The 17,727-nt window shown below is 52.5% G+C and carries 20 protein-coding genes; all 20 read left to right on the plus strand.

Translation table 11 applies throughout. The features are described from left to right. Positions 1-20 precede the first annotated feature (20 nt). The 20 genes from DN611_RS01405 to DN611_RS01490 all read left to right on the plus strand — a co-directional run bounded on the left by DN611_RS01405 (position 21) and on the right by DN611_RS01490 (position 17,710). The gene (locus tag DN611_RS01405; RefSeq protein WP_242663950.1) at positions 21-617 is read left to right on the plus strand and encodes a hypothetical protein; all 597 of its coding nucleotides are present in this window, start codon (positions 21-23) and stop codon (positions 615-617) included. A gap of 22 nt (positions 618-639) precedes the next feature. Next, positions 640-1,194, plus strand: coding sequence for an SUKH-3 domain-containing protein (locus DN611_RS01410; protein ID WP_006773014.1), 555 nt, complete (start codon positions 640-642; stop codon positions 1,192-1,194). Next, on the plus strand, positions 1,191-1,484 hold the full coding sequence (locus DN611_RS01415; protein WP_006773013.1) for a DUF3192 domain-containing protein: 294 nt from the start codon (positions 1,191-1,193) through the stop codon (positions 1,482-1,484). The genes DN611_RS01410 and DN611_RS01415 overlap by 4 nt, the downstream gene beginning before the upstream one ends. Next, entirely contained in the window at positions 1,471-1,797 is a 327-nt protein-coding gene (locus tag DN611_RS01420; RefSeq protein ID WP_006773012.1) for a DUF5713 family protein, read from the plus strand. Before DN611_RS01415 ends, DN611_RS01420 begins: the two co-directional genes overlap by 14 nt. A 5-nt stretch (positions 1,798-1,802) precedes the next feature. Then, complete coding sequence (locus DN611_RS17210) at positions 1,803-1,952, plus strand: hypothetical protein (protein ID WP_006059601.1); 150 nt, start codon at positions 1,803-1,805, stop codon at positions 1,950-1,952. A 65-nt stretch (positions 1,953-2,017) separates the two neighbouring features. Continuing rightward, entirely contained in the window at positions 2,018-2,749 is a 732-nt protein-coding gene (locus DN611_RS01425; protein ID WP_172594838.1) for a DUF4241 domain-containing protein, read from the plus strand. 27 nt (positions 2,750-2,776) lie between these two features. Continuing rightward, the gene (locus DN611_RS01430; RefSeq protein WP_006773011.1) at positions 2,777-3,217 is read left to right on the plus strand and encodes an Imm51 family immunity protein; all 441 of its coding nucleotides are present in this window, start codon (positions 2,777-2,779) and stop codon (positions 3,215-3,217) included. Further along, complete coding sequence (locus DN611_RS01435; protein ID WP_119310463.1) at positions 3,214-3,477, plus strand: S6 modification enzyme RimK; 264 nt, start codon at positions 3,214-3,216, stop codon at positions 3,475-3,477. The genes DN611_RS01430 and DN611_RS01435 overlap by 4 nt, the downstream gene beginning before the upstream one ends. Positions 3,478-3,487: 10 nt before the next feature. After that, entirely contained in the window at positions 3,488-3,787 is a 300-nt protein-coding gene (locus DN611_RS01440; RefSeq protein ID WP_006773009.1) for a DUF6881 domain-containing protein, read from the plus strand. Positions 3,788-3,802: 15 nt separating this feature from the next. After that, positions 3,803-4,753: a hypothetical protein gene (locus tag DN611_RS01445; RefSeq protein ID WP_119310464.1), complete on the plus strand. Its 951-nt coding sequence runs from the start codon at positions 3,803-3,805 to the stop codon at positions 4,751-4,753. Further along, the gene (locus tag DN611_RS01450; RefSeq protein WP_002588992.1) at positions 4,750-5,160 is read left to right on the plus strand and encodes a DUF6966 domain-containing protein; all 411 of its coding nucleotides are present in this window, start codon (positions 4,750-4,752) and stop codon (positions 5,158-5,160) included. The genes DN611_RS01445 and DN611_RS01450 overlap by 4 nt, the downstream gene beginning before the upstream one ends. Before the next feature lie 11 nt (positions 5,161-5,171). After that, complete coding sequence (locus DN611_RS01455; protein ID WP_002588993.1) at positions 5,172-6,146, plus strand: hypothetical protein; 975 nt, start codon at positions 5,172-5,174, stop codon at positions 6,144-6,146. A 516-nt stretch (positions 6,147-6,662) separates the two neighbouring features. Beyond that, positions 6,663-12,887: an immunity protein Imm33 domain-containing protein gene (locus tag DN611_RS01460; RefSeq protein ID WP_442950794.1), complete on the plus strand. Its 6,225-nt coding sequence runs from the start codon at positions 6,663-6,665 to the stop codon at positions 12,885-12,887. A 15-nt stretch (positions 12,888-12,902) separates the two neighbouring features. Then, positions 12,903-13,766 carry a CbrC family protein gene (locus DN611_RS01465; RefSeq protein WP_119310466.1) on the plus strand — a complete coding sequence of 288 codons (864 nt, stop codon included), beginning with the start codon at positions 12,903-12,905 and terminating at the stop codon, positions 13,764-13,766. A 15-nt stretch (positions 13,767-13,781) separates the two neighbouring features. Next, positions 13,782-14,561, plus strand: a complete 780-nt coding sequence (locus DN611_RS01470) for a hypothetical protein (RefSeq protein WP_117506235.1) — start codon at positions 13,782-13,784, stop codon at positions 14,559-14,561. A gap of 12 nt (positions 14,562-14,573) precedes the next feature. After that, complete coding sequence (locus DN611_RS01475; RefSeq protein ID WP_119310467.1) at positions 14,574-15,452, plus strand: DUF4261 domain-containing protein; 879 nt, start codon at positions 14,574-14,576, stop codon at positions 15,450-15,452. After that, a complete protein-coding gene (locus tag DN611_RS16785) occupies positions 15,453-15,593 on the plus strand; it encodes a hypothetical protein (protein WP_174232989.1) in 141 nt (46 codons plus the stop codon). It abuts the gene before it with no gap. Positions 15,594-15,621: 28 nt separating this feature from the next. Further along, entirely contained in the window at positions 15,622-16,584 is a 963-nt protein-coding gene (locus tag DN611_RS01480; RefSeq protein ID WP_119310468.1) for a helix-turn-helix transcriptional regulator, read from the plus strand. Positions 16,585-16,715: 131 nt separating this feature from the next. Continuing rightward, positions 16,716-17,084: a helix-turn-helix domain-containing protein gene (locus DN611_RS01485; RefSeq protein WP_002569119.1), complete on the plus strand. Its 369-nt coding sequence runs from the start codon at positions 16,716-16,718 to the stop codon at positions 17,082-17,084. A 68-nt stretch (positions 17,085-17,152) separates the two neighbouring features. Continuing rightward, positions 17,153-17,710 (plus strand): ImmA/IrrE family metallo-endopeptidase, encoded by a 558-nt coding sequence (locus tag DN611_RS01490; RefSeq protein ID WP_442950795.1) that lies wholly within the window; start codon positions 17,153-17,155, stop codon positions 17,708-17,710. The last annotated feature ends 17 nt before the right edge of the window (positions 17,711-17,727 follow it).

Consider the following 17,727-nt stretch of genomic DNA (forward strand, 5'->3'; position numbering starts at 1 on the left):
TCAAGGAAGGAGGTATGGCGATGAAACAGAATAAGCATCAGTTGGAGCATCTGCCCACACTTCTGGTTCAGCAGATCCGCCTGCAATGGTATAAAGACTGCCGGGGCGGAAATGCGGCCGCACAGCGGAACCAGTATCCCAGAGCCATGCGTCTGCCGAAAGACTTCTTCTCCTATTATCCTTTTGGTCTGCCTACTCACTTTGCATCTATCATACAGAGGCCCGATGGATTTCAGATCGATAGGGACTGTCGTAGGCTGATGGAATGGAAGCCGAATGGCACAATGCGGCTTCACCCTTTCGAACTGATTCAGCAGGAGCCCGGAATCCATGTGCGTTACCGCAATGATTGGCACATCGGGGCGATACCGGAGCGATATACCTACGATAAGACCGGGCAGAAACAGCCTCTCAATGAGCTGGCACTGGATTTGATTCCTGGTGATTATGGTCGAGCTGTCTGCAATGGGCGGTTCCGAGACTGGGACACTGGGGTCTGGTATTATGTACTGGATATTTTGAATGTGATGCCGCTTGCAGAACCCACCGACGCATTGACCAGTTTTACGGACAGAGAACCGAATAAGATATATACCCAGATCGATCGGCTGTGGTGACGAAAAACAGGAGGATACTACCATGATCAAAGAACGCATCCCTATCTCTGGCGATCTGGGCAGCAAGGTTAAGCAGCTGATGGAGTACGCCGGGTGGTACGAAGGCCGCAGTGTGGACATCTCCATTGCGGAGCAGTATTACGCCGATCATGGCGTCCCGATGATGAAGACCACCCAGCGGTTTTATCGCAAATATTTCGGCCTGTGCTGCGAGTGGTACTTGGCACAGAAAAAGCTGAAATGGGCAGCTGACTTTGAGTTTGCTTTATTCCCTTACCTGGTCAATGGGATCAAAAACCATTTGGAGGACGCCTATTTCCGGGATATGTCCGGCTGTGAACTGGCAGAGATCGAACAGGCTGCCGGTGAAAAATGCCAGCCTATCGGTCATATTGGCTACTACTACCCGGCGGAGGTCTGGATCTCCGAGTACGGGAAATTGTATGCGAAATATGAGTACCAGGATGAGATTGAGTGCTTTCCGGATGTGTTTGCCCTGATCGAACGGGAACTGCGGCAGTGCAAATTTGATTCCGCTGCCATGAAAACGGTTGAGGCACTGGACGGAAAACTATGAAACAGGACTTTACGATTTGGCGCAATCAAATATTGCAGAATCCCCAGAACATTTCACCGCTGAAATTTGGTATGTCACAGGATGAGGTCATAGAAATCTTCGGTAAGCCCGATGCTGTTTCCACCATGAGAAGTGATGGGAAGCCTTTGATCCTCAAATATCATGAAATTGAACTGCATTTCGATAGCAAGGCCCCTCATGGGCTCTACTTAATTTACAGCGACGATGAGATCGAGTTGAGCATGACTGCCGAGCACGAAGAAAGGAGCAATCCCTATGAAAACATTTGACCCCAATTACAAACTGCTGGACGAGATGTATCAGGACAATTACTATCCCACTTTTCTGGTGGACAAGGTAAAAGACGAGCTTCAGAAGGTCATCGACCTGTTGGAGAGCGGCGAAACCGACACCGAAGTGGTGCAGGAAACGCTGGACGAGGCGGTCTGCGGCATCAATGATCTCCAGGAGGAGTTTGACGAGAACGACAGCGAGATCGAAACGGTGGCGCGGGAATGTATTGCGGCAACCGTGGCCTACATTCTGGAGTGGTTTGGCATCCCCATTGACACCGAGGAGGCCATCCGGGAACGGGACTGGTGAACCCTATGGCAGAAAAAGAACTGGCCCTTTGTGATGAGTGCGGAAGCCTGTTTTTCAAAGGCTCCTCACAGATGATGGGGCTGTGCCAGAATGTGCCCATGTTCTCTATGGCTACCCGAATTGTGACCATCATTTTCAGGATGGCCGGTGTGTGAACTGCTATTGGGACGGCTCAAAGAGTGTGTACATCAAGAAACAGAATCAACAGGAGGAAACTGATATGCCTACAACTGAATGGCTGAACAAATACGAAGCAATCAAGGATAAATTGACCTGTAAAGATGACTTGGAGGCCCATTTCACAGAGAAAGTGATTGGGAACATGGCGGTGGATGTGCTGGACATCGGCACCGTCCATTTCCCCACCGGGCAGATTTTCGCCTGTGATCCGCTGGTGGAACTGGAGGACACTCTGCCGTTCCTTCAAACGATCCCCGCCGGAACTTATCCCGTAAAAATCTGCGTGGTGCCCAGCGAACAATACGGCAACCGCTATGCCTGCGTCAAGGTGGAGGTTTCTCAGGAAAAGCCTGTCCGCTATGAGCTGGGCATGGTGGGCAACGAGGATCTGGACGAGGAACTGGGAGAGGACGAGTATTTTGGCTTTGGCGTAGACGCCGGGATGGGCTGTGTCGCGGACATCCAGACCCAGGCGGCCTTCAAGGCATACTGGGCCAAGCGTTTAGAAGAAGACCCGGACATCGACCCCTACAACGACCTGTTCTGCGATCTTCTGGAAGAAAACGCCAAAGCCTACCCCAAATATCAGGGGGACTGCGGCGACTGGCTCAACTGGACAGTGCCGGGCACGGACTGCAACCTGCCCATCTTTGCCTCCGGCTGGGGGGATGGTTACTATCCTGTCTACTTCGGGTATGACGCCAAGGGCAAAATCTGCGCCGTGTATGTGCGGTTCATTGACATTGAAGCCAGTTATCGAGAGCAGGATTAAAAATGTGACAGAACAAAGGAGAACACTATGAAAGACCTTTGCCAATACGGAAACCGGCCGGAGGACGAATGGGAAATCTTGCCCTGGATACCTGACCCGCGTCCGCCCTTCAAAATCTGGGTGAAGCCGGAGCAGATTGCGCCATTCTTTCTCATTCCCCACCACCCCTATGCGCTCTCCCTTCTGCTGAAAATCAACAATGGATTCCGGACGGAAGTATTCCGTCGGCTGGGACTGACTGGAAGCAGCGGAGACTGGGAGCGGCTGGTCCGGGGCGTGATCCAGGAGTTCGAGGAAAATAACAGCGGCGTGGATCTGTTTCACTTCGACTCTGACGAGGATGTGTTCTGCGTGTACTCCCAATACATCGACGATTTGATGCTGCTGTCCAAAATGATCCGGGCGGCCTGTGACAATGAAAAAACGATGGGGATGTATCTGAACATGAGCGAGGTTGCGAAAGCATGAAAGATTTGACCACTCAAACAGGGATAGTAGTAAAATGCAGTAAAACGGCCATTGAATTTTTCCAAAATGCTCAATCAGTGGATTTCTTCTCTGCACTGGAAATTCCGAAGGAATTCCAAGACATAGCGGTTGAGTTTTATGATTTGATTATGGAAAACGATCATCTCGCGGCCTTGCTGGGCTGTCGCGGCAATTATGATATTGCAATACAGATAGATGAGGTAACCGGCACCATGACGGGGTGGCATTGGTTCAAATGAGGGAAATGGAATGATGGAGTACATCAAGCTTTTTTGGGAGGACGCACCGGAGGGAGAACCGTCGGTGATCCTCTATGAAGTGGATACAGAAAATGAGCGGCTGGCCCTCCACTCCATTGACATCTTTGCAGATGGCCGCACCCGCAATATCCCTGACCTTTACGACGGCGCCATCGAGATCACGCCGATCCCCACCGTGGAGGAATTGAACGCCCATGTCTGGGGTGAGGAGTTCCACGCCTGCGTCATAGAGCAGGCGGAATTTGAGGCCGCCTGGGAAAGCCACACCTATGATGGAGCGTTAAAGTAGCCAGGAGGAGACACTATGAACAAACCTATAAAAGCCAAAAATCTGCCGTTGTTCTCCATCATTGACCTGGACCAGCTGCGCCGGGAAAAACATCTGGAGGGCACAGAAGTGACAGACTTTTTCACGGCAAGGGATGGAAAAGTCTATCTTCTCATGGAACAGCCGTCCGAAACACAGGGTAAGGACTGGCTCAGCACTCCTTCCACCTATACCGCAGTGGAAATCCAGCTGGATTGGGCGGAACAGCGGGTGCTGGAAACGACGCTGTTTCCTCTTGGCCTCTTGAAGTTCCAGTTTCATTATTTGCGGCCCGCAGGTGATCACTTCCTCCTGCTGGGGGCAAGATGCGCCTATCGGGAAAACGGCCCCGACCAGAACGCCTGGATCGTCAGCCGGGACGGAGCTGTGCTGTCCCGTTTCTGCCTGGGGGATGGCATTCAAGACTGTGTGGTAAAAAAAGATGGCACCATCATTACCAGCTACTTTGACGAAGGTGTATTTGGTAATTACGGTTGGGATGAACCTCTGGGTGCTTGCGGCCTGATTGCATGGACATCGGAGGGAACTCCTCTCTGGAAGAATGAGAACTATTCCATCTATGACTGCTACGCCATCAGCCTGGACGAAGAAGAAAACCTGTGGTTTTATTATTACGATGAATTCCGGCTGGTGCGGACGAACTTCAAAGAGGACTTTGTATTTGAACTGCCAATCGAAGGAAGCGGAGCTTTTTCTGTTGCCCCGTCCGGCAATACCTTCCTGTTTCAAGGCGGATACCAGCAACGGGATAAATTCTACTTCCTTACCGCTCATGGTGATCACCTTGGGAAAAAACAGGTGGCTATTCCCACCTGTGACGGAAACAAGGTCGCTGTGGAGCAGTGCAGCCTGCTTCGCAGCCGGATGTTGTTCCTTGGAAAAGATGGTGTGCTCTATGGAGGTATTTGGGGGAGCGATGGCCAATGAAACAGTCTGATATTTATACCGAGGCTCTGACCTGTCTGCGCTCCATCCTTCTGGCAGACCATCCAGAGTTCCAAAACTGGATCGACTGGTTGGAGCGGGACATTCAGGACTGGAACCAGCGGCGGGAGGTTGCCCACCATCTTCGGGCATACGGAGGTATGGGCTCGTTCAACGACCTGCCCAGTATGCGTGGAAATCACGACTATATTTTCGACTTTCTCAAGTCCGTGTGCTATGCCTTCGGCCATCTTTATGGCAAACGGGAAGGCATTTCTCCGGAGGCATTGATGGAGGAGTGCCTGCACGATGTAGAGCAGGCAGCCTATCACCCCCATAAGGCACTGAACCAAGCCATTGCCCAGCACTTGATGCAGGGCGATTTACAGGAAAACCTGGATAGGCTGTAGGAGGACTTGTTATGAACAAAAGACTATTCCGCACCCAATTCAATCAAATGGAAAACATCGAGAAGCAGGTGCTGATGGAGAGCCTGGCTGCCCGTTATGATATGACCTTTCTCGGTCTACATACTTTTGACCGCTGGGGCCAGAGCTGCACCACCGGCATCTTCAAGAAAGATGGTCGGGAGTTCGTCTTTGTCCCCGGCGATACCGTCACCCTGGGCTGGGAGCAGTTTGCCGTGGGATTGAATCAGGAGAGCCGGGAGGAATTGGAGTATCTGTTCCGAGAATGGGAAATGGAGCGGGACCCGGAGGAGATGATTCGGGAAAGCATGGCTCCTGTTCGGCAGGCGGCCATTGGACCCATGCTGGTGGGCCGGGAGCTGGAGGAAATTAACTGGGAGCCAGTCAAAATGGATGATCCCAGACTGACTGTCCACCCTGACTGGCTGAAGGAATTCCGTGATTTTGCCTGGAGTGACAGCAGCAGTCTTACCTTGCATCAGTCGGCCCGCATTGAGCGGACGGAAAAGGGCTTTCAGATCTGTATCTATAACCACACAGACTACGATGCGCTTCTTGCCATGCTGGAAAACAGGGGCTTCTCCCTGCCCACGGCGGACGAGTGGGCCTACCTGTGTGGCGGCGGGTGTCGGACCCTGTTTCCATGGGGAGATGGGTTAGACTACTCCATGCGTCTGCACTGGTTTGAGAACATGGATGAGGATGAGAACCGGCCCTATGACATGGAGGAGCCCAACTTCTTCGGCCTGTCCATCGCCTACGATCCCTATATGCGGGAAGTGGTGCAGGCTGATAGGCTTACCACCTGCGGCGGTGACGGCGGATGCAATATCTGCGGTGGGCTGGGCCCATTTCTCGGTTTCCTACCCTGTTCGCCCCACTGTAAGCCAGAAGTGCAGGAGGACAATGAACTAAACGGAGATTATGACTTTTATCGGCCTATCATTCGGTTGGAGAACTATGATTGACAATAGAAGCTTGATACGAAATAAAGAAAGAGAGGTGCCGACATGGGAGCATGGGGCATAAAAGCATTAGAGCGTGACGAAGGGTTGGATGTACTGGACATCCTCAAAAATGAATATGTACCGGAGCATCCGGTAATGGATCTGGGCGAGATGATCGAACTGATGAAAGAGGAAGTCATGCTGGGATCTGACTTCTCACAAATCGACTTCCTCTTTGACAATACTGCGATGGCTCTGGCGGAGCTGTATTTCCAATGGAAGGATAACAGCAAACTGGACTACGATCATGAAGAAGCTATATGGGATAAAGTCACCGGTTTCACAGCATCCAAAGAAGCCCTTGCTTTCCTGCTGCGGCAGCTCACCGACATCAAAAACGAGGTGCCGGACGAGGACGGCATCCGTGAGATTGTGGATCTTTGGAAGAACGAGGACAGCGGTGAGATCGCTCCTGCGTGGTTGGAACACTTGAATCAGCTCATTGATCGACTGGATTCAGAACAGGAGGCACGACAAATGTATATCAAAAAATACTGGGGCAACTTTATTGGCGGTTCTGATGACAGTCTGAACCTTGTGGCATTTTTAGAGGATCAGAAAAAGGAGGAAATCCCCCTCAGCGAGATTTTCGCCAAGATCGGTCTGGACAAGCAGAGCTGGGACTTCCGCCAAACCGTGGAGTATCTGGAGTTTACACACTCCGATGGCGTGGAGATGGACTTCCACTTCGCCATTGATGTGGTCACCGATCTGGCCGCTATCCTGCTGGAGTGCAGCGTCAGTGGCAGTGTAAACCTTCAGGATCTGGACGAGTACAACACCCCCGTCTGCCGTATCCGCATCACTGCTACGCCAGAGGAGCATGACGCAATGAACAAGTCCCTGGCGGATTTTGCCCAGAACCCGCTGGAATACGACATCAGCGAGATGATGGGTGAGGATGAGATCACAGATATGGCTTATCAGGTGGAGATGCTGCGGAAAGAGCTGTACGAAGCCTCCGGCCGTAATCGGAACTACCATGTAAAGGCGGAAGATGTAAAACATCTGCTCCCTGACTGGGAGGGTGCCGATGGCTGTGTCGCCACCAACCGCATCACAGTAGAGGGCCGCAAGGTGGGCTACTGCTACAGGGAGGAGCCGGACGGCGGCTGGGACAGCGGCTGGCGCTTTACCGCCGGTGATGAGAGCGACGAGTACATGGACGACCCTAACAACGCCGGGATCTACAAGCTGAACACGATCTGCAATGACGATCCCGACATCATCCCTTTGCTGAACACCCCCGCTCCCTGCGCCTTTGAGCGGGATGAAAATGGCGTGTTCCAGCAGATCAAAGACTGGAAACCAGATGAGGACGAGGAGGACCCTGATATGGATATTTTGAAGCAGTGCCAGAAGTGGCATGAGGAGGACAAACACCAGAAAATCGTTGACGCACTGGAGGCAATCTCTGCCGAGGAGCGTACCCCGGAAATGGATATGGAGCTGGCCCGCGCCTACAACAATCTGGCGGACTCCAGCGAGCCGGAGGGAAGGAAGCTGCTTCACCAGGCACTGGAACTGATGCAGTCCCATGAGGAGGAACTGGGAGATACTTATTCCTGGAATTTCCGTATGGGGTATGCCTATTATTATCTGGATCAGGAGGGCCGCGCTCTGCGGCATTTTGAAAAAGCTCTGGAACTGCATCCCGGTGATGATCCTAAGCTCAACACCCGACAGGACATGGAGAAACTAATTGACTCGTGCAAAAAGGGTATTTCTCTGCCGCAGTTCTGGGAGTGCTTCCGGGAACGGACAGAGAACTGGTGGGAAACCTTTGCCGAGATGGAAGCAGAGCTGCGCCAGATGATGGACGAGGACAAAGATCACACCCGCGGTGCGGAGATCGTGGCCCAAATGGAGGAAACCCTGAATTTGGTTTTTGACGAGATTTCCTTCGAGATGGGCTTCAACGGCGAAAAGCATGAGCTGATCCTCACCCCGGAGGGGGATAAGGTCAAACTGTTTGAGCTGGTCTACTTCCAGAAGCACGCCCCCAAGGAGGTGCTGGAGCACTGGAATATCCTTGTGGGCCGTCAGCCTCTCCAGAACATCGGCCTGCGTACTGAGGATGGCTGGGACATCTCCGGGGAGGATGTGCAGATCTGGCTGGAGGAGCAGGGTGAAAACAGCTTCGCCATCTCCGCCTACTGCGAAAAGCTGCTGCCTATGCTCCGGGAGGAAGAAGGCCGGGCCTGGTGGATGCTCACTACCCTCACCGACCAAGTGCTGGGCGAGATCTCCCACATGAGATACATAGACAGCTTTGATGTGCTGGAGGAACCCAAGGCAGAGCCGTCCTTCCTCCTGTCCCAGCTGCCCGACAAACTGCGGGAGCAGGGCCTGGAGCTCTCCACCGACCCGGAAGCCTATCTGGAGAGCTACCTTGGTTACAAAATGGAACCCAAACAGGACCCGGACGCCGATTGGCGGCTGGATGTAATGGCCGGTTCCACCTGCTGTGTGCCGCTCATCAACGGCTATCTGAATGCCGACAATGATTTTATGGACGATCTCCATGCCGACGGCGCGGTGGCGGGCTTCTTCTGCTATCCCCTGGATACCCTGCGGGAGGAGGAAGGCAGTCAGAAAATTTTCGACTTCCGGGACAAACTGGAGGAAGTGCTCACCGGCGGGGATGGTTCGGAAGTGCTCACTCTCACCGGCGGGGCTACCGGCCTCTACTGTGGCTATGTGGACTTCATCGCCTGGGACATCCAAGAGGCGCTGAACATGGCGAAAGAGTTCTTTGAAGGCACGGACATCCCATGGGCCATCTTCCACACCTTCCGCCGTGAAGCCGGTTCTGTACCCCTAAAGCAACAAGATGATGGGACAGAAACTGAGAATCAGGATGACGAGTTGGACGAAACGCTGACGGGCATGGACTATATTCCTTACACCCAACAGAACGCCGAATCCTTCTTCCAGCAGCTGGAGCAGTGGAACGACGAGGATGAGTACACCCGCTGTATCCAGGCACTGAATGCCATCCCGGAGAACTGGAGGAACTACCGCACCGCCTACGCCCTGGCCCGTGCACTGGAGAACTACGCCATCATCGGGGACCATGACGAAGGTACTTTGAAATCCAAGGGAGACAAAGCCCTTCTGAGGGCCATTGAGGTGCTGGAGTCCGTCCGGGAGGAAGGCCAGGACAAGGCGGAGTGGAATATGCGGATGGCCTATGGCTATCAGTATCTCTATGGTCAGGAGGAAAAGGCCATCCCCTACGCCGAGCGGTGGGCGGAGCTGGACCCCGAGGACGAAAATGCCCCGGCAGTAATTCGGGAGTGTAAGGCGGAGATCCGGAAACGCCAGCGCAGCCGGAAGAAGAAGGCCAAATTCGTGCCCGGTGATACTCCATTTGAGGGCTTCGACCTCACCAACTTCTGGGATGATAATTGGTATGCACTGAAAGAATATGTCAGTGATCCGCCTTCCGATGAGCTGATCGCCAGCGTGGAGGAGGAACTGGGCTACAAGCTGCCCGCCGCCTACATCTGGCTGATGAAGCAGCACAACGGCGGCATTCCGGTGAACACCTGCTATCCCTGCGATGAACCTACCTGCTGGGCAGATGACCATGTGGCCATCACCGGCATTTTCGGCATCGGACGAGAAAAGAGCTGCTCCCTCTGCGGAGAGCTGGGCAGCCAGTTTATGATCGATGAGTGGGAGTATCCTGCCATCGGTGTGGCCATCTGTGACTGTCCAAGCGCCGGACACGATATGATTTTCCTGGACTACCGAGCTTGCGGCCCCCAGGGAGAGCCTGCGGTAGTCCATGTGGATCAGGAAAACGACTACAAGATTACCCATCTGGCAGACAGCTTTGAGGAATTTGTCCGCGGACTGGAGCATGAATCCCTCTATGATCCGGATGAAGATGTAGAGGATCTTGAGGATGACGCCGACGAGGAGAAAACTGACCGTAAGGGCTCCTTTGCCGGGTCTGTGCTCCTCTCCAAAGCGGAATGGGACAAGGAGCAGTTGATCCGGAATCTACGGGAAGAATGGGGCATCGTAGATGAGGAGCCGGATGAGGGCGACGAAGATGATGAGAACAGCGATGACGCTGTGGTAATGCGGGTCGGCGGCATGATGCTGATCGTGACACTCTTCCACGGTCACATCCCGGACAATGAAGCGGAGATCAACGCCGAAAACAACTATATGTGGCCAGAGGCCGTAGAGGTGGCCAAAGCGCACAAGGCCCATATCATGGTGGCTGTGTTGGGCGAGGAGGAAAAACTGCTGGAACGGGGCAAGCTGTTCACCAAGGCGATGGCAGTGTGCTGCAAGCAGAAATACGCCACCGGTGTCTACACCAGCGGCGTGGTATTTGAGCCTCGTTTCTATGAGGGCCTTGCCGATATGATAAAAGAGGACGAACTGCCCATCTTCAACTGGGTTTGGTTCGGCCTGTACCGGAGCGAGGGGGGCCTAAACGGCTACACCTACGGCATGGATGTGTTTGGCAAGGAGGAAATGGAGGTGTTGAACACCGACGCTGAGCCGGAGGAACTACGGGACTTTTTGGCAAGTCTTGCCTCCTATGTGCTGGCGTGTGATGTGACGCTGCAAGACGGCGAGACCATCGGTTTTTCTGCGGACGATAAGCACACCATCACCCGCAGCCCCGGTGTCTCTCTGCCAGAGGAACAGATGACCCTGAAGATCGGTTACGAGCCTATAAAGGGAGATCCGAAGGATGACAGCTGCGACCACTCAGACAATGATGACACGCAGGATGAGGAAGAATTCAGTAATCCCGAAGTCTACACCGAGGATGAGATGGAAGCCGTCGAGGGGCACATCCAGCAGTATTTTGGCGAGGTCGAGAATGTGTTCCACGAGTTGGTCTCCCCGGACATCCATGTGGACATCTGCGTGGTGCCGCCCTCTGAGGAGCGGGACTACTGCACCCTGGTCACCATGGGCATGGGCGCTCACCGGATGAATGTGCCGGAGGAACTGGCGGAATATAAGCTGGAGCGGGCGGAGCTGGCCATTGCCCTGCCTGCGGACTGGAAGCTGGATCAGGAGTCCATGAAAGACGAAAAGTGGTACTGGCCCATCCGCCTGCTGAAATCCTTGGCCCGCCTTCCCATTGCCAGCGACACTTGGCTGGGCTTTGGACATACCATGGATAACAAGGAGAACTTTGCGGAAAATACGAAGCTGTGTGCCGCCATTCTCACCGGCCCCCAAAGTACAGAGGAGGGCGGCGAGGTCTGCACCCTGCCGGGCGGCGAGGAGGTCAACTTCTATCAGGTGATTCCTCTCTACCGGGATGAATTGGAATATAAGCTGGCCCATGACGCGGACGCCCTGCTGGGCAAAATGAACGGCATCAGCTTTGTGGTGGAGCCTGATCGTCAGGATGCTATCACCCGTGGCACCCTTTCCAATGATGATTTTGACGGTGAGATGGACGATGCCTCCTATCATATCGAGAGCATTGAGGAGAAGGAACTGCCAATTGACCCCATCAACGCTTATAACCACATGGCCATCTACCTGCGCTGGTGCATGGAGCACGACCTGATGGGTGAGGACTTCCTGAAAGAATACAGCGAAGTGGCCAAACAGGTCAAAGCTGATCCTGCCAGTGTGGATCTGCGGGAGTTTATCCGGGATGAGCTGGACGGCTGTCTGTTCTCTGTGCTATTCAATCAGCAAGGCCGTGCCTTTGCAGGCTATTACTACGGAGAGGGCGACAGCCCCTACTATCCTGCCGATGTTGACGACAACGCCCTCCGCTTCTTCGGCCCGGAGCGGTATCACTCTGATGAGTTCCAGGATGAAGCCTACCTGTTCATCCCCTTTGACGAGGACTACTATCAGGCTATGGCAGAGGTGATCGGGGAACGGTTTGAAAACTGGCAGGGACAGGACTTCGACGAGGACACGCTGGAGCCTTCCGAGGTTGCTCAGGCCATCATGGAGTATCTGGACTGCGAGTGTACCTATTTCCCATCCATGGCAGATGATGACCCCATCATGTCGGCATACAGCTACGCCCAGCGGCTGGGGGTACGGGAGGGCTTTGTTCCCGTGCTCATCAAGGCGGATGATGAAACGCTGTTGGAGTGTCTGGTGATGAACGCCGACCCGGAGAACGATGCGGACTTTTATGAATTTGACCTCAAAACGGTAATGGAGTATCGAAAGAAGATGCTCTCCGCTCCCGTCAAGGACGGAAAGGCGGTTCTGGAGGAATTGACCGGCCAGCGCAAGGAAGAAGCCGAGGACGATGACATGGACTGGGAGGAGGAAGTCCTGGGCGAGATGGAGGGCGGCTATGACAATGACCGCTTCTCCTGCTATTGGGATTCGGATAGCCACATGACCTATCCGCTCATTCTGGCCAAAATTCCGGTCAAGAACCCCTGGGAGATCTTCGCCTACCTGCCCTTTGGAAACTGGAACGAGTGTCCCGACACGCCGGAGCTGATGGCGGTGGCGAAATACTGGTTTGAACAGCATGGAGCGGTCCCTGCCGCTATGACCCATGACGAGCTGGAGTTCCTGCTCCCGGTCCCCGTTTCCAAGGAGAAGGCCATGGAATTGGCCGCGGAGCAGTATGGGTTCTGCCCAGACATTGTGGATCAGGAGCAAGATGACCCGACGGTGGGCAATTTAGCAGATGTTCTGTGGCAGTCCACTGTCTGGTACTTCTGGTGGGATTGATGGGAGGTTGTGACCATGAACAAATACCTAAAGCAATATATTGAACTACAAAAGCAGTTTCGGGAGACAGAAGGAAATCCAGACAGTGTCCGTGCCCTCTATGCCTTTAAGGAGGAACTGGAGCAGAGCGAGGACCGGCAGGCCAAGGAAGTGCTGGTGGATGTGTATGACCTCCTGGACTTCAAAAAGGACGCCTACGAGCTGCTTTGCCAAATCGGAGATCGCTCCAATAAAAAGACTCTCAAGCGGCTGGGCACATTGAAGGACTACGCGGAGAACTGGGGCAATCATTACGCCATCCCCAAGCCCAAAACACCAGATGAAAAGCAGAAAGAGAGGGAGCGGCAGGCCCAGCTGGGCCTGCCCACCTTCCGGTATCACCCGAACCCGCTGGAAACCGGCGCCTTTGAGGAGTTCAAAGAGGGTGTTGTCTGCGACTGCTGCGGCAAGATGACCCATATTTTCTATACAAATCCGTTCTTTTCCGTGGAGGATATTGCATATCTGTGCCCAGAGTGCATCGCCAGCGGCGAGGCGGCCCGGAAATATGACGGCAGCTTTCAGGACGATTTCTCTGTGGACGATGGCGTAGACGATCCTGAAAAGCTGGACGAGCTCATCCACCGCACTCCTGGCTACTGTGGCTGGCAGCAGGAATACTGGCGTGCCCACTGCGGCGACTACTGCGCCTATTTGGGCTATGTGGGGGCCAGAGAGCTGCGGGCACTGGGTGTGCTGGAGGAAGTGCTGGACGATCCCATGTGGGACGAGGAACAGAAGGAAATGATCCGGGAATCTGTCAATGGCGGGCATCTGCAATGCTATCTGTTCCGGTGCCTCCACTGCGGAAAGCACCTGGTCTGGATGGATTTTGATTGAAAAGGAGGCAATACTATGGGACTTGACATCTACGCCGGAACATTGACCCGGTACTATTCTCACAACTGGAAAACTGTTGTTCAGCAGTGGGCGGAGGAAAACGGATACACCTTTAACCGGATCACCCCGGATGGAGAACCCGCCGACAACGAGGAGGAGCTGTCCCCGGCTGAGATCCAGGCGGCAGTGGAGGACTGGCGGGATCAGATCTTAGCCGCCATTTCCCAGCCGAACCAGCCGCACTACACTCCATGGCCGGAGGACAACGAGCGGCCCTATTACACCGATAAGCCGGATTGGGATGCCTTTGGCGCTATGCTGCTGGTGGCTGCCTGTCATACATACGAGGAACCGGTGCCTCTCACCGTGGAGAAGGACTGGGACTTCGGGGAGCATCCCCTGATTGCCCGCCTTGCATCGGACGAGGAGCGGGTGTGGTCCCTGCTTCGGGGCGCGACTTGGTGGCTTCCCCTCACCGACAGCTTTCTATTCCAAGGCCCTCTGCCCACCGATGATCAGACGATGATCGCCACCTTGGGCGGACTGCGGAAGGAGCTGGAAAAGCTGAACCAGCTGGCATGGCAGGCCGATGAGGACACCATCCTTGGCTGGGCAGACACGGAGGGATACCCGGTAGACGGAACCGTAGACTCAGATGGACAGTACAGCAAGGCAGACATCCCGGAACACACCCAGTATGACACCCAATCCCTGGCCAAGTTCGCCTTCTCCATGTTCTGGCGGGCCATGCGGTTTGCCGAGGAACAGCAGGTGCCTATCCTGCTTGATTATTAAGGAGGAAACCAAATGAGCAATAAAGCTTTCCAGCAAAATCTGGACGACAAAAAAGGCCCCCAGCCCGGTGGCCCCTATCTCATTCAGATGCTGTTCAAAGAGCCGGTAGAAATGCCGGATAAAGAAAAAATGACTGCCGTAATGGAGAAGCACATCGGATCAACAGAGTGCTTCTGTTATGATAAGAAAATGGCTGGCTTTGCCGCACAGGAGCATATTGCAGAGTTCAAGGACGGAAAATGCCCGGTGCAGCTGATGGTGATGAAATGCGACAAGTTCAAGGGCAAAGGCTTTGATGCCTTCCTGATGAGCCAGATGTGGGACTGCCAGGAGGACCGGGAGCGGATCTTCCGGGAGTGTAAATATCAGGTGGTAGCCACCGATATGCTGGCTGCGGCACTTCCGGCGCTGGAACGGGCCAACCTGGACGCCGACTTTCTGGAGGCTCTGGCGGAGCTGTACCCCACCTGTGAGGCATTCTATTTCCAGAGCTGCGGCAAACTGTTTCTGGCGGAGGCTGTGCGTTCTCACCAGATTGAAGGCTCGGATCGTTTCATCCGCTTTGGCATCAATGTTCGCTTCTTTAATATTGAGGGCACTGAGGATATGCTCATCGACACGGTGGGCATGAGCACCCTGTTCCTGCCCGACCTCCAGTACCACTTCCACGACATGAACCCAAATTGGGTGGTAAACCATGCCTACAATGTGGCGTCCTATATTCTGGAGCATGATAACCCCATTCAGGATGGGGAAACCATAGACGGCGTGGCGGATAGCCAGATGTGCCGGGAGGTCCAGTGGAAGTGCCAGTATGAGGACTCCCTGATCCAGCCGCCCAGAGGGGTGCTGGACATCAACATGGGAAACTATGCTTCGGGAGGACGCTGAATGAATGGCGTTGTGCTCCTGGCAGACGGACTTCTGCTTGTGGCGGTGATCAAGCTGATTATAGATCGAAATTGGATCGGCCTGCTTCTCTGTGCTGTCGCCCTGCTTCTGGTCTTTGGGGCTGGACACCATACAAAATAGGCCATTTTAAGAATCGAGGAGGTGAAGTATGCAGAATTCAACAAATATGCGGATACTGGAATTACTCCGGTTTCTCTATGAGAGGACCGATGAAAACCATCCCGCCACAGTATCTGACATCATTGCCCATCTGAATGGAAAAGGAATTCAGGCAGTGCGGCAGACCGTTTACGCAGATACCAATGCGCTGATCGATGCAGGGATTGATATTGTGGTGGTCAAGAGTACCCAAAACCAATATTTTATGGGAAGCCGACCGTTTGAGTATCCTGAACTGAAAATGCTGACAGACGCAGTAGCATCCTCGAAGATCATTTCTGCCAAGAAATCCGAGGAACTGGTACAGAAATTATGCCGTCTGACCAGCACACATCAGGCAGAACAGCTTCAAAAATTTGCTGCTTTATCCAGCCGTGTCAAACCGCATAATGAAAAGGTTTACTATATCATTGATAATATCCAAACAGCGATTGGAAACCATCAGCAAATTCGGTTCCAATACTATGAATATACTCAGGAAAAAAAGAAAATCTTAAAGCACGATGGATATTATTATGTCGTAAATCCCTATGCGCTTGAATGGAAAAATGACCATTACTATTTGATTGGATTTTCTCTGAAGCATCAGAAGATTGCTCACTTCCGTGTAGATCGGCTAACAAGTGTAGAAAATCTTGAAACTTGCTTTATGCCGATAGAGGGATTTGATGTAGCCTCCTATACAAATAAAATGGTTGATATGTTTACATCGGAGTCATCGAAGGAAGTAACCCTTCTATGTGAAAACGAATTGATGAGAGTAATCATAGATCATTATGGAGAAGATGCCCCTGTTGAGAGATATGATGACGCGCACTTCACAGCAAAAATTGAAGTGAACCCCAGTGGAACTTTTTATGGCTGGATATTCAAATTTAAGGGAAAAATAAAAATTCTATCCCCAAAAGAGTGCATTATAGAAATGCAGCAAATCGCTCAGGAATTTATATAGCGCAAAAGAGGTGTTATTGATTTTTAACACCTCTTTTCAAATGAAATTTTTATCCTTGAAGTGAACAGATGTTCGATATACAATATAAGCAAGATGTTCGCAGTTCGTCGAACAAATGAGAGGTGAATGCTGTGGGCAATATAACTTTTGGATCATTTATAGCCGAGAAACGCAAGGCGCACAAATTCAATTTACGCGATACAGCCAAGCATTTGAATATTGCTTACGGTTATCTGTGTGATATTGAGCAAAGCCGCCGTCCTGCACCCAATGGAGATTTTGTGGAACGCATCTCTGCCTTTCTGAATTTGGATAAATCAGAACATGAGTTGCTTTTGGATCTGGCTGCAAAATCACGCAATACAGTATCTGCTGATTTGCCAGACTATATCATGGAAAAAGATATTGTTCGGGCAGCCTTGCGTGTGGCAAAAGAAGTAGATGCTACCGATGAAGAATGGCAGACATTTATGAAAATGCTAAAGGAGCGTAAACGATAGGGGGGAGAGCTTTGTCAATTCCACAAATCCGTACAGAAGCAATCGAGGCAGTAGGGCGAAAAATCCTGATGGAATATGATCCCTCTCTGCTATCCGGGCAACCATGTCCTGTGCCAATCGAAACCATTATCGAGACAAAGTTTGATCTAATCCTGGAGTTTCATACACTAAGAAAAAACCACAAGATATTAGGGGAAACAATTTTCGATGACGGTGCTGTTGTCTTATATGACCAGATACAGAGACAGTATCGAATGATTGCAGTAAGAGCCGGTACAATCTTAATTGATGAACGGCTTTGTGATCCGTCAAAATTAGGGCGGCTCCGTTTTACCTGTGCCCATGAGCTGGCTCATTGGGTACTACATAAGAAGTTGTACTCTGGTACTGGAGATGTTGCTGCTTATAACGGAAATGTTTCTTCCGACGAAAGTCATGGCATAATTGAGCGTCAGGCGGATACTCTGGCTTCTGCTCTGCTGATGCCTTTACCGCAGATCAAAAAATGTTTTTACCGGCTTAAAATAGGCCGGACAGATGAACAGCTCATTGCTGAAATGGCAAATATTTTTGAGGTTTCCAAGCAAGCAATGCAGATTCGTCTAAAATCCAGAAACCTGATATAACCAAATGGGGGAATAGA

The sequence above is a fragment of the Oscillibacter sp. PEA192 genome, from assembly GCF_003574015.1.
GTDB lineage: Bacteria > Bacillota > Clostridia > Oscillospirales > Oscillospiraceae > Oscillibacter > Oscillibacter welbionis.

Excerpts from the sequence above, each read along its gene's own strand:
- DN611_RS01405 (WP_242663950.1), top strand. The coding sequence starts at position 21 with ATGAAACAGAATAAGCATCAGTTGGAGCATCTGCCCACACTTCTGGTT.
- DN611_RS01410 (WP_006773014.1), top strand. The coding sequence starts at position 640 with ATGATCAAAGAACGCATCCCTATCTCTGGCGATCTGGGCAGCAAGGTT.
- DN611_RS01415 (WP_006773013.1), top strand. The coding sequence starts at position 1,191 with ATGAAACAGGACTTTACGATTTGGCGCAATCAAATATTGCAGAATCCC.
- DN611_RS01420 (WP_006773012.1), top strand. The coding sequence starts at position 1,471 with ATGAAAACATTTGACCCCAATTACAAACTGCTGGACGAGATGTATCAG.
- DN611_RS17210 (WP_006059601.1), top strand. The coding sequence starts at position 1,803 with ATGGCAGAAAAAGAACTGGCCCTTTGTGATGAGTGCGGAAGCCTGTTT.
- DN611_RS01425 (WP_172594838.1), top strand. The coding sequence starts at position 2,018 with ATGCCTACAACTGAATGGCTGAACAAATACGAAGCAATCAAGGATAAA.
- DN611_RS01430 (WP_006773011.1), top strand. The coding sequence starts at position 2,777 with ATGAAAGACCTTTGCCAATACGGAAACCGGCCGGAGGACGAATGGGAA.
- DN611_RS01435 (WP_119310463.1), top strand. The coding sequence starts at position 3,214 with ATGAAAGATTTGACCACTCAAACAGGGATAGTAGTAAAATGCAGTAAA.
- DN611_RS01440 (WP_006773009.1), top strand. The coding sequence starts at position 3,488 with ATGATGGAGTACATCAAGCTTTTTTGGGAGGACGCACCGGAGGGAGAA.
- DN611_RS01445 (WP_119310464.1), top strand. The coding sequence starts at position 3,803 with ATGAACAAACCTATAAAAGCCAAAAATCTGCCGTTGTTCTCCATCATT.
- DN611_RS01450 (WP_002588992.1), top strand. The coding sequence starts at position 4,750 with ATGAAACAGTCTGATATTTATACCGAGGCTCTGACCTGTCTGCGCTCC.
- DN611_RS01455 (WP_002588993.1), top strand. The coding sequence starts at position 5,172 with ATGAACAAAAGACTATTCCGCACCCAATTCAATCAAATGGAAAACATC.
- DN611_RS01460 (WP_442950794.1), top strand. The coding sequence starts at position 6,663 with ATGTATATCAAAAAATACTGGGGCAACTTTATTGGCGGTTCTGATGAC.
- DN611_RS01465 (WP_119310466.1), top strand. The coding sequence starts at position 12,903 with ATGAACAAATACCTAAAGCAATATATTGAACTACAAAAGCAGTTTCGG.
- DN611_RS01470 (WP_117506235.1), top strand. The coding sequence starts at position 13,782 with ATGGGACTTGACATCTACGCCGGAACATTGACCCGGTACTATTCTCAC.
- DN611_RS01475 (WP_119310467.1), top strand. The coding sequence starts at position 14,574 with ATGAGCAATAAAGCTTTCCAGCAAAATCTGGACGACAAAAAAGGCCCC.
- DN611_RS16785 (WP_174232989.1), top strand. The coding sequence starts at position 15,453 with ATGAATGGCGTTGTGCTCCTGGCAGACGGACTTCTGCTTGTGGCGGTG.
- DN611_RS01480 (WP_119310468.1), top strand. The coding sequence starts at position 15,622 with ATGCAGAATTCAACAAATATGCGGATACTGGAATTACTCCGGTTTCTC.
- DN611_RS01490 (WP_442950795.1), top strand. The coding sequence starts at position 17,153 with ATGGAATATGATCCCTCTCTGCTATCCGGGCAACCATGTCCTGTGCCA.